The organism is Bacillus sp. GbtcB10 (assembly GCF_019091365.1).
GTDB lineage: Bacteria > Bacillota > Bacilli > Bacillales > Bacillaceae > Bacillus > Bacillus altitudinis.
The window spans coordinates 136,229-150,310 of the sequence record NZ_JAGXJP010000005.1 but is presented as its reverse complement, the minus strand read 5'-3'; the positions used below and the strand labels follow the sequence as shown (position 1 = coordinate 150,310).

15 protein-coding genes and 1 riboswitch are annotated in these 14,082 nt (G+C 42.5%); of the genes, 9 read left to right on the top strand and 6 right to left on the bottom strand.

All coding sequences use genetic code 11. The annotated features are described in order from the left end of the window. Positions 1-8 precede the first annotated feature (8 nt). Both KVT11_RS17160 and KVT11_RS17155 read left to right on the top strand, forming a co-directional pair. Complete coding sequence (locus tag KVT11_RS17160; RefSeq protein WP_008343881.1) at positions 9-239, top strand: sulfurtransferase TusA family protein; 231 nt, start codon at positions 9-11, stop codon at positions 237-239. A gap of 58 nt (positions 240-297) precedes the next feature. Beyond that, positions 298-1,074, top strand: coding sequence for a sulfite exporter TauE/SafE family protein (locus tag KVT11_RS17155; protein WP_060832026.1), 777 nt, complete (start codon positions 298-300; stop codon positions 1,072-1,074). Between the two features lie 52 nt (positions 1,075-1,126). Here the strand turns inward: KVT11_RS17155 and KVT11_RS17150 are convergent, their stop codons facing one another. Further along, positions 1,127-1,303: a hypothetical protein gene (locus KVT11_RS17150; RefSeq protein ID WP_017358723.1), complete on the bottom strand. Its 177-nt coding sequence runs from the start codon at positions 1,301-1,303 to the stop codon at positions 1,127-1,129. A gap of 175 nt (positions 1,304-1,478) precedes the next feature. Next, positions 1,479-2,912 carry a proline--tRNA ligase gene (proS, locus tag KVT11_RS17145; protein WP_074041742.1) on the bottom strand — a complete coding sequence of 478 codons (1,434 nt, stop codon included), beginning with the start codon at positions 2,910-2,912 and terminating at the stop codon, positions 1,479-1,481. Between the two features lie 400 nt (positions 2,913-3,312). Then, positions 3,313-3,412: riboswitch (purine riboswitch) on the top strand. Between the two features lie 77 nt (positions 3,413-3,489). On the opposite strand from proS, the gene KVT11_RS17140 reads away from it, so the two are divergent. Beyond that, the gene (locus tag KVT11_RS17140) at positions 3,490-4,662 is read left to right on the top strand and encodes an MFS transporter (protein WP_008343877.1); all 1,173 of its coding nucleotides are present in this window, start codon (positions 3,490-3,492) and stop codon (positions 4,660-4,662) included. Positions 4,663-4,704: 42 nt separating this feature from the next. Here KVT11_RS17140 and KVT11_RS17135 read toward each other — a convergent pair whose 3' ends face one another. Further along, the gene (locus KVT11_RS17135; protein ID WP_017366518.1) at positions 4,705-5,082 is read right to left on the bottom strand and encodes a hotdog domain-containing protein; all 378 of its coding nucleotides are present in this window, start codon (positions 5,080-5,082) and stop codon (positions 4,705-4,707) included. A gap of 137 nt (positions 5,083-5,219) precedes the next feature. After that, the gene (locus tag KVT11_RS17130; RefSeq protein ID WP_017366519.1) at positions 5,220-5,987 is read right to left on the bottom strand and encodes a GNAT family N-acetyltransferase; all 768 of its coding nucleotides are present in this window, start codon (positions 5,985-5,987) and stop codon (positions 5,220-5,222) included. 207 nt (positions 5,988-6,194) lie between these two features. On the opposite strand from KVT11_RS17130, the gene KVT11_RS17125 reads away from it, so the two are divergent. From KVT11_RS17125 to KVT11_RS17115, 3 genes are all read left to right on the top strand, one after another. Then, complete coding sequence (locus KVT11_RS17125) at positions 6,195-6,653, top strand: MarR family transcriptional regulator (protein WP_017366520.1); 459 nt, start codon at positions 6,195-6,197, stop codon at positions 6,651-6,653. 348 nt (positions 6,654-7,001) lie between these two features. Further along, complete coding sequence (locus KVT11_RS17120; protein ID WP_045034650.1) at positions 7,002-7,463, top strand: 2-thiouracil desulfurase family protein; 462 nt, start codon at positions 7,002-7,004, stop codon at positions 7,461-7,463. Between the two features lie 181 nt (positions 7,464-7,644). After that, on the top strand, positions 7,645-8,472 hold the full coding sequence (locus tag KVT11_RS17115; RefSeq protein ID WP_017358734.1) for an aldo/keto reductase: 828 nt from the start codon (positions 7,645-7,647) through the stop codon (positions 8,470-8,472). Positions 8,473-8,522: 50 nt separating this feature from the next. On the opposite strand, the gene KVT11_RS17110 is transcribed toward KVT11_RS17115, so the two are convergent. Further along, complete coding sequence (locus KVT11_RS17110) at positions 8,523-9,605, bottom strand: iron-containing alcohol dehydrogenase family protein (RefSeq protein WP_116307354.1); 1,083 nt, start codon at positions 9,603-9,605, stop codon at positions 8,523-8,525. Positions 9,606-9,804: 199 nt separating this feature from the next. Between KVT11_RS17110 and trhO the strand changes: the two genes are divergently transcribed. Both trhO and KVT11_RS17100 read left to right on the top strand, forming a co-directional pair. After that, positions 9,805-10,773: an oxygen-dependent tRNA uridine(34) hydroxylase TrhO gene (gene trhO / locus KVT11_RS17105; protein ID WP_007498459.1), complete on the top strand. Its 969-nt coding sequence runs from the start codon at positions 9,805-9,807 to the stop codon at positions 10,771-10,773. Between the two features lie 343 nt (positions 10,774-11,116). Next, positions 11,117-12,736 carry a glutamate/serine transporter AimA gene (locus KVT11_RS17100; protein WP_024719047.1) on the top strand — a complete coding sequence of 540 codons (1,620 nt, stop codon included), beginning with the start codon at positions 11,117-11,119 and terminating at the stop codon, positions 12,734-12,736. 34 nt (positions 12,737-12,770) lie between these two features. Here KVT11_RS17100 and KVT11_RS17095 read toward each other — a convergent pair whose 3' ends face one another. Continuing rightward, positions 12,771-12,971: a hypothetical protein gene (locus KVT11_RS17095; protein ID WP_008343859.1), complete on the bottom strand. Its 201-nt coding sequence runs from the start codon at positions 12,969-12,971 to the stop codon at positions 12,771-12,773. Between the two features lie 185 nt (positions 12,972-13,156). Between KVT11_RS17095 and licT the strand changes: the two genes are divergently transcribed. Further along, a complete protein-coding gene (licT, locus tag KVT11_RS17090) occupies positions 13,157-13,993 on the top strand; it encodes a BglG family transcription antiterminator LicT (protein WP_017358738.1) in 837 nt (278 codons plus the stop codon). Positions 13,994-14,082 lie beyond the last annotated feature (89 nt).

Here is a 14,082-nt window from a genome sequence, read left to right as displayed (position 1 = left end):
ATGATCAGATGACATCAGATCACATTTTAGACGTAACCGGGCTTGCATGCCCGATGCCGATTATTCGGACGAAGAAAAAAATGAACGACTTGGCAGAAGGTCAAGTATTAGAAATACATGCAACAGATAAAGGGGCCAAAGCTGATTTGGCTGCATGGGCTAAGTCAAGCGGACATGAATTGATCACACAGACAGATGAAGGGCATGTGCTGAAGTTCTGGGTGAGAAAAGGGTCCTAAAGGGGAGAGGGGTATCTATGAGGGAGCCCCTTTTCCTTTTGCAAAGGAGGAGACCAGCGTGGATTTTGCGTTTTTCATTACTTTATTTATCATCGGATTTATTGGTTCCTTCTTATCAGGAATGGTCGGAATAGGAGGATCAGTGATCAACTATCCCATGCTGCTTTATATCCCGCCTCTAGTCGGAGTGATGGCATTATCGGCACACGAGGTTTCAGGGATTGGTGCCATTCAAGTCCTATTTTCGACACTCGGCGGTGTACTGGCGTATCGAAAAAGCGGATTTTTACATCGACCATTGATTTTATATATGGGGAGCAGTATATTGGCAGGGAGTTTATTAGGCAGCTATTTATCACATTTCCTTCCAGAGAAAGGCATCAATGTAGTCTATGGTCTTCTTGCCATTGTCGCTGTCATTTTAATGCTTGTTCCGAAAAAAGGTCAGCGGGCAGAAGCGGATGGAGAGGTGACCTTTCATAAAGGACTGGCGGCTGGTATTGCCTTTGTGATTGGAAGTGTATCGGGTGTATTAGGTGCAGGCGGTGCCTTTATTTTAGTGCCGGTGATGCTATCGATTCTCAAAATCCCTGTGCGGATGACGATTGCCTCGTCTCTGGCGATTACGTTTCTCTCTGCGATCGGCGCATCTGCTGGGAAAGTGCTGACGGGTCAAGTCATGTTCATGCCTGCTCTTGTCTTAATGGCGGCCAGTTTAATTGCTGCGCCGATTGGGGCGAAAATTGGTCAGAAAATCAATGCCGTTTATTTGCAATGGGCACTTGCCGTGATGATTACAGCCACAGCGATCAAAATCTGGGTAGATTTATTATAAGAAAAAGACCAACAACTGAGAGCAAGGGCTCTTTTCCATGTGTTGGTCTTTTTTATTTCATGTCATCGTGCTCGATATACGTTTCAAGTGCAGGGTGGTACTCTTTTTGATAATGAAGATTGGGGCATGTTTTCACGACTTTGCCTTGCAAGGCATTGGACTTCGAGACATCTAATGCTGTTTTACATTTTGGACAGCGTTCGTTAAAAATTGAGAGCCAGCGCTTCATAGATCACCACTCCAGTTAAAGTCTTAAAAACCGATTATATTAATATGAATTATAGGGGATTGTGTGAATGAGGTCAATGGATATTTGGCTCTTTTTAACAAAAAAGAAGCATCGTATAAGATGCTTCAGCGTGTAGACAAACCCCTGTATTATTTGTAAAAAATTTGAAATATGATTAGTAGGCTTTTGCCCAGAACACCATATCAGAAGCAGGTTTCCCGCAGCAGACACATGTGTCAGAAACGGATTCTTGTTCAAACGGGATACAGCGTGATGTCGCCCCTGTTCTCTCTTTGATGTCGTTTTCACAGTCTTCATCGCCGCACCACATGGCTTTGATCAACCTGTTTTCTTCGGAAAGAAGCTGCTCGATGTCTTCGATTGTGTGGGCGTTTGATGTTTTTTCATGTAATCGTTCTTTTGCTTTTTCGTACATCGTCTGCTGAATGTCTTCAAGCGTGGACGTGATGGCTTGTTCAAGTGCATCTAACGTGATGGCTTGCTTTTCACCTGTGTCTCGTCTTGCGAGCATGACTTGGCCTTTTTCCATATCCTTTGGTCCTACTTCTACGCGTAATGGGATGCCCTGCATTTCGCATTCGTTGAATTTCCAGCCAGGCTGTTTATCACTTGCATCGATGTCAGCTCGTGCGATGCGCGCGAGTCGATCCTTTAATTCATAGGCATGATCGAGGACACCTTCTTTATGGGAAGCAATTGGCACAACACGTACTTGGGTTGGCGCAATGTTTGGCGGCAGGACTAGTCCTCTGTCATCGCCATGCACCATGATCATAGCGCCAATGATTCTTGTGGTGAAGCCCCATGATGTTTGCTGGACATGCTCTAATTTTCCTTCTCGATTTAAAAATTCAATGCCAAACGCCTTGGCAAATCCGTTGCCGAAGAAGTGAGAAGTGGCGGTTTGCAGGGCTTTTCCGTCATGCATCAAGCTTTCAACCGTATAGGTGAAGCGGGCGCCAGCGAATTTTTCTTTCTCTGTTTTTCTTCCTTTAATGACAGGGATCGCTAGAAGCTCTTCACAAATAGACGCATAGACATGGAGCATTTTTTCTGTTTCTTCAATCGCTTCTTGCTCAGTCTCGTGACAAGTGTGCCCTTCCTGCCAGAGGAATTCAAGGGTTCTAAGAAATGGACGTGTTGTCTTTTCCCAGCGGACGACATTGGCCCATTGGTTATATAGCTTTGGTAAATCGCGATAGGAATGAATGATGTTTTTATAATGCTCGGCGAACAGCACCTCGGATGTTGGTCTGACGCAGAGTCTTTCTTGTAATTCCGAATCACCGCCATGTGTCACCCACGCTACTTCAGGAGCAAAGCCTTCGATATGATCTTTTTCCTGCTGGAGAAGGCTTTCTGGGATAAAGAGCGGCATATAGACATTCTCGTGACCCGTTTCTTTGATTTGACGATCAAGTTCGTCGCGAATATTCTCCCAAATTTTAAAACCGTATGGCTGAATAATCATACTGCCTCTAACGCTTGAATAATCGACGAGACGCGCCTTTGTGACAACATCTGTATACCACTGGGCAAAGTCGTCTTCCATGCTTATAATTTTCTCAACAAATTGTTTCTTTGACATCGTCTTTTTCCTCCTTTTAAAAAAACAAAAAAGCTGTGCTTTAAGTTAGGGACCATTCCTGGTGGTACCACCCTAATTTAAAGCACAGCTTTACACTCGATCATGATAACGGTATGAACCGCTGTATGAAACAGAACTAAATCGGCAGGTTCACTTGAAGATGTCAGTAGGAACTTCTCAGCACCGTTCCCTCTCTGGTAAAGATCGATTCAAGCTACTATTCCAGATCTACGTTGATCCTTGTTCGTTGATTTTTCATCAGTTTACCTGTAAATGGGGGAGAAAGCAAGTTGGTCCGCAAGTTCATTTCATGCCCTTCTGAGGTCGTTTATGTCGCTGAGCCATTGGCAGACATTTTCTGTTTTTGCAGCTTGCACGTTATGGAAGGCTATGCTAATATATTTGAAGAAAAAAATAGACTTGTATAACCTCAATAATATGGTTTGAGGGTTTCTACCAGGATCCGATAAATCCTGATTACAAAAGCGCGCTTTCCTTTTTTGTAATCAGGGTTTTTTTGTTTGTCTGCACCCTGTATCAAAAGTGAAAGCCATGATATAGAGAAGGGATGTTAGACATGAACTGGAGAGTTTATTTATTAGCTGTTTCTACTTTTGCGGTTGGATTAGTTGAGCTTGTGGTCGGGGGCATTTTGCCAAGTTTAGCAGAGGATCTCAATGTGTCTCTTGCGACAGCTGGGCAGCTGATCACGGTATTTGCGATTGTGTATGCTATTTCAGCACCGGTGCTACTGACCGTCACAGCCAAAATCGAACGAAAGCGTCTTTATTTAATCGCATTATTGGTCTTTACATTAGGCAATGTATTCACATATTTTAGTTCCACCTTTACCCTTGTCATGATCTCTAGGGTCTTGATTGCCATGAGTACAGCGCTTGTTGTGGTACTATCATTGACGATTACCGCCAAGCTGGTGGAACCAGCGCATCGAGCGAAAGCATTAGGTCTGATTTTTATTGGGATTAGCTCATCACTTGTTCTCGGTGTACCGATCGGTATTTTTATTACAGAGAGCTTTGGCTGGAGAGTGATGTTTTTAGGAATCAGTATTCTGTCAGCCATATCTATGGTACTCATTTATTTTCTATTGGAGAAAATGCCTGTTGAAAAAGTCACGCCGCTTAAAGAACAAATTCGTTCTTTAGGGCATCCGAAAATTTTCAGTGCACATTTGATTAGTTTGTTCATGCTTGCTGGTCATTATATGCTGTATTCTTATTTCACGCCATTTCTGATGGAAGTTCTGCATATGACTCCGTTTTGGATTAGTATTTGTTATTTGGTCTTCGGACTTGCGTCGATTGGCGGGAATGGGTTTGGCGGCTGGCTGAGTGACAAACTAGGATCAGGAAAAGCCATTTTGCTTGTGACCATGGCGTTTGCCATTGTGATGTTTATCCTTCCTTATACAGCGGGAGTGTTTATGCTCTTTATGGTGATGGTTGTCCTATGGGGTGCTCTTAGCTGGGCACTGACACCTGCTTTGCAGAGCTATTTGATTCAAACAGACCCTGTGACATCTGATATTCAGCAAAGTTTAAATACATCCGCTTTGCAAATTGGGATTTCCATTGGATCAGCAGTGGGTGGCGTCATGTTTACAATGACCGGTTCATCTGTTGATTTGGCTAAATTCGGTGCTGTTTTTGTGCTGATTGCCTTTAGCTGTGCAGTGATTTCATTAAAGAGACCGCCGCTTTATATGGATCGTCAGCATCATGCTGAATAGAAGAGAATTAGATCGTTTAGCTGCCTCATCATAGGCAGCTTTTTATTTTTTGAAAACCACACCTTCACTTTTACCAGTAATGACTTCTTCTCCATGCTGATTGATATACCGGGAAAAAAGGTGGACACGATGGTATTTTTCAAGGGGTTCTACCTTGGTGACGGCCATCTGACAGGTAATGGTGTCACCTGTATAAACAGGGCGTATGAAGGTACATGTCATCTCTTGACCGATAAAATGAAACTGCCCGCCAAGCTTCGTGGCTAGACTTGCTGTGAGAAAGCCGTGTACCATGAGCCTGCCTTGATCATCTAGCTCGATATGATGTTTGCCAAGATCACCTGTCATCTCGCCAAATTGGATCACATCTTCATGCGTATAGGTTTTGCTTGTTTGAAATTGATCGCCTGGTTGAACCATCTGTTTTTCAGCTCCTTTTTTTAAATGTACCAAAGGAGTGAATGAATGTACATTCATTTTTATGGTGAGATGTTGGAGGCAAAGAAGAGACAGGCTACCTTTCTTTGCCCTTGATAAGTCAGGAAAAATGTCATCTTCTATTCAAAAACAACCATTTCTCCAATTGGATGAAATCCGGCACGCTGATAGATATGTTTGCCGTCATTTGAGGCTTGTAACATCACACACTTTTGTTTGTTATCTGTCTGGGTCAGAAGGTAATGAAACATGTCACTGCCAAGTCCTCTTCCGCGGTGTTCTGCCTTTGTGATGACATCATAAATACCGTAGCTGTCTGCTGTTTCAATCAATAAGCCCGTTGTGACCGGTTTGTTGAGTTCATATCCAACGAACATGCGGGTACTCGGGTGTAATCGTTCAATCGAAAAGCGCTGGAAATAGCTGTTTAAAGCGATTTCCTCAGGTGATCCTTCGAAAAGTTCGATAAATAAATGTTGATAATCGAGAAAAGTTTGATCGTCAGTCACTTCCTTGATCGTAAGCGATTGAGAGGTCCTTTGATCGATGTCGTTTGTATGTTCAAGCATCATGATGGTATTGCGTTCCACTTCTTGAAGCCCATATTTCTGCATGATATTCGACCAATCTGGGTGGAGCAGGCTTTGAGTGATCCATGTGCTGAATGCTAGCTGCTGTTGCTGCATTTGTTCGATGGCAGCTTCCACTTTTTGTTGATCTTGTATGTGCGCTGAAATGGGTAATAACAAATTGAACGTGTCAGTTGATATATGCGTGTTTGATAGAACGAAATCCTCCGTTGATAGGAACGATCCGTTGACAACAGAAGTAAACAAATTTATTTTTTCTTCTAACTGGCGAATGGCCATTTGCTGCTCTGTTTTCATTCTCTCACCTTCTTTTTTTGATTGAGGGGTACCTATCATAAATAATAGCAAAGAAAAGGAAATTGTGCCGTCTCTTGTAATCTAGTAAAAAAGTTCTTTTATTTATCAGGTCTGATGACCCATTCTTTTCATCATCCCCACATTTCTTTTGACTCCTTTATTGATTATTAGTACCATTTTATTAACCAGTTAAGAGTGGAGGTTCAGATGGAAACAAACGAGCAGATTGTCTTAAAAGCGATTCAAGATTTGATTATGCATAGGGAAAAGAAACGGAACGATCCAACAGATCCACTGATTACCACGACTGATACACTCAAGCAAGATTGGACACTTACACAGCTTCATATTTTATCTATGATTCAAGCAAACCCTAACGAATCCAATAATACATTTCTTTCACAACAACTAAAACTATCAAAACCAGCTATTACAAAGGCTGTGAAAAAGCTCATCGAAAAAGGTATGGTCGACTATCGCCACCGGCAAGGTGACAAGAAATCCGTCTATTATTCACTCACAGAGGAAGGCACACAGCTTGCGGCACTGCATGATGAACTTCATGAACAGGCAGTCTCCTCCTATTTAGAATTCCTCCATGAATTTAATGAAGACGAACTACAGGTTATTGAGCGCTTCTTAAAGGCTTGGAAGGAAAAGATATAAATAACGGACCGAAAGCTTTCTATAAACTAGATGCTTTCGGTTTTTTTATGGTAAAATTAACATATATTGACGTTATTCGTGATGATGATTGAGGGAGGAAGCCGTGTTGGTGAAAGAGATAATGGAAAATTTCAAAAAATCTATTTTTATCATGCCGTTCGTCGGATTGTTTGTCAGCTTGCTATTATTTGTTTATTTTTTTGGAGTGACAGGAGTTGAAGGGTCCATGTGGGCGGCTGTTTTGTATTGTGCTCTGCCCTTTCTGATGTACACGATACTCTGTTTGCCTTTATGGATTTATTTTAAAGTCAGCAAAAAACGTTCAATACATAGAAATGAGGAACATACATGATCGTTGTCAGCGCTTGTCTTGCGGGATTAAAGGTCCGTTATAATGGCAGCCATCGATTAGATCAACGTATCGAGGAGCTTGTGCAGGAAGGAAAGGCGGTAACAGTTTGCCCTGAGCTGCTTGGCGGTTTCTCTACACCAAGACCTCCCGCAGAAATTATTGGTGGAGATGGTCATGATGTCTTACGAGGGCAGGCTTCTGTAGTTGATGTTCATGGAACAGATGTGACAGAGATGTATGTAAAAGGTGCACAAGACACGCTTAAGCAGGTTCAGACTCTTGGCGCAACATCCGTCGTGTTAAAAGAGTACAGCCCTTCTTGCGGAAGCCGGATGATCTATCGGGGAGAGTTTAACGGTAAGACAAAGGCTGGGGACGGTGTGACGTCTGCCTTGCTGAAACAGCATGGGATTCAAGTATTCTCTGAGGAGGATGATTGGACCTCGCTGTTTGTATAGGGATAAGTAGAAATCTATTTAATATAAAAACAAATATATTCACATAAAAATTTTGTGTTGTTAGTATGGGACAAAATGAAATTAGGTCATAGTAGCCCTTGCATGGTCTATTTTCATGCATGATCTTTCGCACATTCGGGTATAGTGCATGGTAAGCAAAAATGAAGCGGAGGTTTGTTTGATGAGTGGATTAACAGATACAGTCACATTAGCAAACGGAGTGAAAATGCCGAAGCTTGGCTTTGGTGTATGGCAAGTAAAAGATGGGGATGAGGCTGTAAATGCAGTCAAAGACGCACTTGAAGCTGGCTATCGCAGTATAGATACAGCAGCGGCCTATCAAAATGAAGAAGGTGTTGGCAAAGCCATTCAGCAATCAGGCATCTCTCGCGATGAGCTGTTCATTACGACAAAAGTGTGGAATAGTGATCAAGGATATGAGTCAACGCTTGAAGCCTTTGAAACGAGTATGAACAAACTAGGTCTGGATGTATTGGATCTTTATTTAATCCATTGGCCGGTTGAAGGCAAATATAAAGAAACGTGGAAGGCGCTAGAAAAGCTTTATAAGGATGGCCGCGTGAAAGCCATTGGCGTGTGTAACTTCCATCAGCACCATCTAGAAGATTTATTAGAAGAGGCAGAAGTGGTACCAATGGTCAATCAAATTGAGCTGCATCCGAAGCTGACGCAGGAGCCTTTACGTGACTACTGCAAGGCAAAAGGCATTCATGTAGAAGCATGGTCGCCATTAGGCAGCGGAAAACTTCTTAACCATCCGGTGCTTCAAGATATTGCGAAAAAACATGAGAAGTCAGTGGCGCAAGTCATTCTTCGCTGGGATTTGCAGCATGGCATTATCACCATTCCGAAATCTGTGACGAAGAGCCGAATCATCGAAAACACAAACGTATTTGATTTCGAGTTGTCCGCCCATGAAATGAGTGTCATTGATCAGCTCAATGAAGATGAGCGCACGGGTCCAGACCCAGATAACTTCGATTTTTAATAGAAAGAAAGCACAGGCGGGATGCCTGTGCTTTTTATTTGCCCGTATGTTCAGACCGTTTTTTGAGGCTGATAGGTCTCAATGATTTGAATGGCGTCGACAATTTGCTCTTTCGTATAGTCTCCAATCAAACAAAAGGTTTCATTTTTACGTGCAGCATGGTTTGCCACTGTATGTGCTGCTTCCTCTAGCTGAGCTGTGATGCCAAGATCACGCATCGTTCTAGGTAATCCGAGTGTTTGATAGAGCTCAAGTAATTCTTCTACTTCCGTCATACGGTTTTCTGCGGCAAGCTGGACGAGAATGCCATAGGCCACTTTTTGTCCATGTAACACATGATGTGTTTCATCAATAAATGTTAATCCATTATGAACAGCATGGGCTCCTGCCATTCTGCCATAACGTCCTCCATAGCCGCCGACTGTTCCGGCTAACGTAATGATCGTATCTATTACATCTGCAAAGGCTTGAGAAAGCTGACCTGTTTTTAAGCTGCTAACGGCTTCTTCACTATGAGTCAGAAGAATGTCACGAACGTACACTGCCTGCTTTAATGCAGCATGTACCATGAGCGGCAAGGTGCCTTTTGTGTTACGAATAATGGCTTCCGCTTCATACCATTTTGCCAGCGTATCCCCAATTCCGCTTTGGAGATAGGAAAGAGGAGATGAAAGCAAAAAAGTATGATCAATTAACGTGAGATAGCTGGACCGCTGATGATAGTCGACCCTCATGAAATTTCCCTTGTCATCATAAATGACACTGAGCGGTGTAGAAGCCGCACATGTCCCAGGAATCGTCGGCACCATAATCACTTCAATTTGGAGAGCGTCGGCAACAGACTTCGCTGTATCTAAAATCGTGCCGCCACCGATCCCTATGATCACGTCTGAACTCTTGAGTTCTTCCGCAATTCGTGTAATCGCATTTGGTGAACTGTAACCTTTATGCTGAACAACAGGCCATTCGGATGGAAGCTTTGTGTACTGTGAAAAGGCTTGATATGAGTCATATCCTGTCACTATAGCTGGTGACTGAAAGGGAGTAACAAGTGACTCGATTTCATGATAAATCCCCTTTTGAGAAATAAACTGGTTAGGACCACTTCTGACGATCTCTTCTGGCTGGATCATGGACTTATGCTCCTTTACGAAATCATATAGTTCTTAAATCATCTCATTTTACAGAAAGTTCTGTCAAATAATCGAACAATATGAGACCATAGACCCTTCCGTTTTATGGAATTGAACTGCTGACGTTGCCTTAAGGTATGTATTTCCTGTATGATATAAAATGGTATGTTTTGATTAAATTTAAGAGGTGTTTATATATATGGAAAAACAATATCGTGTATTACTTTACTATCAATATGTCCCCATTGAGGATCCAGAAACGTTTACAGCAGAGCATCTAGCATTCTGTAAGGAACTTGGTTTGTTAGGTCGTATTCTTGTTTCATCTGAAGGCATAAACGGAACCGTTTCTGGTACCATTGAGCAGACGGACAAGTACATGCAAGCATTGAAAGAAGATCCACGCTTTGCGTCCATGCCAATTAAAATTGACGAAGCAGATGGTCATGCGTTTAAGAAAATGCACGTCCGTCATCGAAATGAATTGGTGAATTTAAGTCTTGAAGATGATGTGAATCCGCTAGAATTAACGGGGAAACATCTCAGCCCAGTTGAATTTTACGAGCAAATGCAATCACCTGATACGGTCGTGATTGATGCACGTAATGATTATGAGTTTGATGTCGGTCACTTCAGAGGTGCTGTGCGCCCTGACATTGAGACATTCCGTGAATTGCCTGAGTGGATTCGTGACAACAAAGAGATTCTTGAAGGGAAAAAAATTCTGACGTATTGCACAGGCGGCGTACGCTGTGAGAAATTCTCAGGATGGTTAAAGCGTGAAGGCTTTGAAGATGTATCCCAGCTTGACGGTGGAATTGTCACGTACGGAAAAGACCCGGAAGTTCAAGGAAAGCTATGGGACGGTCAATGTTATGTGTTTGATAACCGCCTAACGGTTCCAGTCAATCAAACAGAGCACGTCGTGGTAGGAAAAGATTTCTTCACTGGCGAACCTTGCGAGCGTTATGTGAACTGCGCGAACCCTGCATGTAACCGCAAAATGATTGCAACAGAAGAAAGCGAGCATAAATATATGCGCAGCTGCAGCCATGAATGCCGCACAAGCGAACGTAACCTTTATGTAAAACAGCACAATTTATCTGAAGAAGAAGTTCAAGAAAGACTAGCTGTCATTGAAAAAGAACAAGCAATCTCACAAGGATAAGAGGGTTTCCCTTTTATCCTTTTTTCTTTGAATGATACGTGTTCAAAGGGAAGAGGAAGTCATTTCCTCTTTCTTTTTTGTTTTGTTTTTTTCAAAATAAGGGTAAAGGTAGTTAATCAGTCTAATAGATTGAACAGTTGAAAAAGCGCTTTCTTTTGAAATAAGCATGTTCGACTATTTCAGAAAATGGAGAATTGAGAGATAATATAACGGGCAAAAAAATGAACAAAGATAAAAGTTCAGATCAGAAAGTATTTGCCAATGGAATGAAAGGTGAGCTGCTATAAAAGAAAGGCGCTTGCTCGACACATGCTCTGTATTTTAATCGAAAGGTGTTATGAACATGAATCATTTGCATCGTAGGATGGGAACTTTCGCTTTAATGATGGTAGGTCTTGGCTCAATCATTGGTTCAGGATGGCTCTTTGGTGCGTGGCGGGCTGCTCAAATCGCCGGCCCTGCTGCTATTTTGTCATGGTTGATCGGGATGGTTGTTATTTTATTTATCGCATTGTCTTATAGTGAACTCGGGTCGATGTTTCCAGAGGCAGGCGGAATGGTCAAATATACGCAATATTCACATGGCTCTTTTATTGGATTTATCGCCGCTTGGGCAAACTGGATCGCCATTGTCTCAGTGATTCCTGTTGAGGCAGTGGCTTCCGTTCAATACATGAGCTCATGGCCTTGGGAGTGGGCAAAGTGGACAAGCCATTTGGTCACAAAAGGGGTTTTGACGACCGAGGGGCTCATGGTGGCAAGTGTGCTGCTGGTGATTTATTTTCTGCTCAATTATTGGACAGTTGGGTTGTTTTCAAAGGCGAATACATTCATTACGGTTTTTAAAATCGTCATTCCAGGATTAACAATTGGTGCGCTCTTATTCGTAGGTTTTCATAGTGAGAATTTTACTTCTGGAACAAGTATTGCGCCGAACGGCTGGGCGAGTGTGCTCACAGCAGTGGCAACATCAGGGATTGTGTTTGCTTTTAATGGCTTCCAAAGCCCGATTAATATGGCAGGAGAAGCGAAAAATCCAGGGCGTTCGATTCCAATCGCCATTGTTGGATCGATTTTGATTGCAACGGTCATTTATGTGCTGCTGCAAATCGCTTTTATTGGCGCTGTCGATCCATCAATGATTGTGAATGGCTGGGGGCATTTGAATTTCAACTCGCCATTTGCTGACCTTGCCATTGCGCTAGGAATCAACTGGCTTGTCCTCATTTTATATGCAGATGCGTTCGTTTCTCCTTCTGGAACAGGGATTACGTATACGGCGACGACGTCTCGTATGATTTATGGGATGGAAAAAAACAAGTACATGCCGAGTGTACTTGGCCGTCTGCACCCAATTTACGGTGTGCCTCGTCCAGCGATGTTTTTTAACTTAGGCGTATCGTTTATCTTTCTGTTTTTGTTTAGAGGATGGGGGGTTCTCGCTGAAATTATCTCTGTGGCGACCCTGATTTCCTATTTGACAGGACCTGTGACAGTCATGACTCTGAGAAAGACGGGAACAGATTTATATCGTCCATTGCGGATTAAAGGGCTCAGCATCATTGCTCCGCTTGGTTTTGTCTTTGCATCATTGACACTGTACTGGGCGAGATGGCCGCTGACGGGTCAGGTGTTGTTCATTATTCTCATCGGTCTGCCAATCTATTTTTACTATCAAGCAAAAGCGAAGTGGAAGGGCTTTGGCCGTCACTTTAAAGCAGGTGCTTGGATGGTTGTGTATTTGCTTGTGATGATGACGATTTCCTGTCTCGGTAGTGATAAATTTGGCGGGTATAACGTCATTCATTATGGCTGGGATATGGCACTTATTGCAGTTGTGGCGTTGTTATTTTATATGTGGGCACTCAAAAGTGGATTTGAAACAGAGTTTTTAGAAGATGCGAAAAAAATCAACGATGAACTGCGTGCTTCTCAGAAAGAAGCCGCCTCATCTAAGGAATAATGGAAGGGCTGCCTGAATACTGAGGGCAGCCTTTTTATTTGGATGGATGATCCATGACATGCTGCTTTAGCCAGGTGGTAACGCCGTGTAGAACGGTGGCTGTCACAAGACAGATAAGCGCATATCTCCATAGCTGATCTAAGCCTTGTCCACTAAGCCAAAAAACAATACCTAGAATAAAGAGAGTCAGAATGAACATGAATAAAAAAGATGCTGACCAGAAAAAAGCCTTCATCGAAGGTCACCTCCTCGGGGTATTGTATGCAGGCCTAGGGAGGATCAGACCAGCAAGAAAGAAGTAAAAATATCGTGAAATCTATTTCAAAAGTCAGATAAAAACGCCAAGTGATTTGACAGTTGTGTTAAGATGAGAGCATATTTTGAGTGTAGATGGCTGGTTATAGACGGAGGTGTTTGGAGATGCAGATTCAAAAGGTTCTAAACAATAATGTCATTAGTGTGATAGATGAACAAGGAAAAGAAATCGTCGTCATGGGCAGAGGCATCGCTTTTCAAAGACGTCCCGGCGATCCGGTGGACGAGGCGTTAATTGATAAAGTGTTCCGCTTAGAGGATCATTCCGTACATGAGCGGATGAAAATGCTGCTTCAAGAGGTTCCGTATGATGTCGTCAAGGTGACCGAGGAAATGATCCAATACGCACATACAAAGCTGAACCGAAGATTAAACGAAAGTCTGCATGTATCGCTGGCAGACCATATTCATTACGCCATCGAACGATTAAAGAAAAACCACTTGATTGAGAATTCGCTGATTTGGGAGATTAAACGTTTATACAAAGATGAATTTCTCGTGGCGAAGGAATGCCTTGAGATGATTGAAGATCGTCTTCATATTGAACTGCCTGAAGATGAAGCGGGCTTTATTGCCATGCATATCATTAATGCAGAGCTCAATGAAGACATGAATACAACGGTCAATATCACGAAAGAAGTGAATGCCATACTGACCATTGTGAAATATCATCTGAACATGGAATTTGATGAAGACTCGCTCAACTTTTATCGTTTTCTCACACATTTACGCTTTTTCGTACAGCGTCTCATCAATGAAACGTTACTCGTCAGTGAAGATCAAGATTTATATCAGCTGATTAAAGTGAAATATCCGAAGGCGTACGATTGCGCAAAGAAAATCGCGGAATATGTGTATCAAACGTATCATCGCGACCTGACATCAGAGGAAATGCTCTATCTATCGATTCATTTGAATCGACTCATCAAACGAGAAAAATAAAGATAGAATTTTAAAAGAAAGCGTTGACATCATAAAAAGTGAGTGGTACTATTTGCTCATAAACATAAAAGAATACGGTTTCACAATGA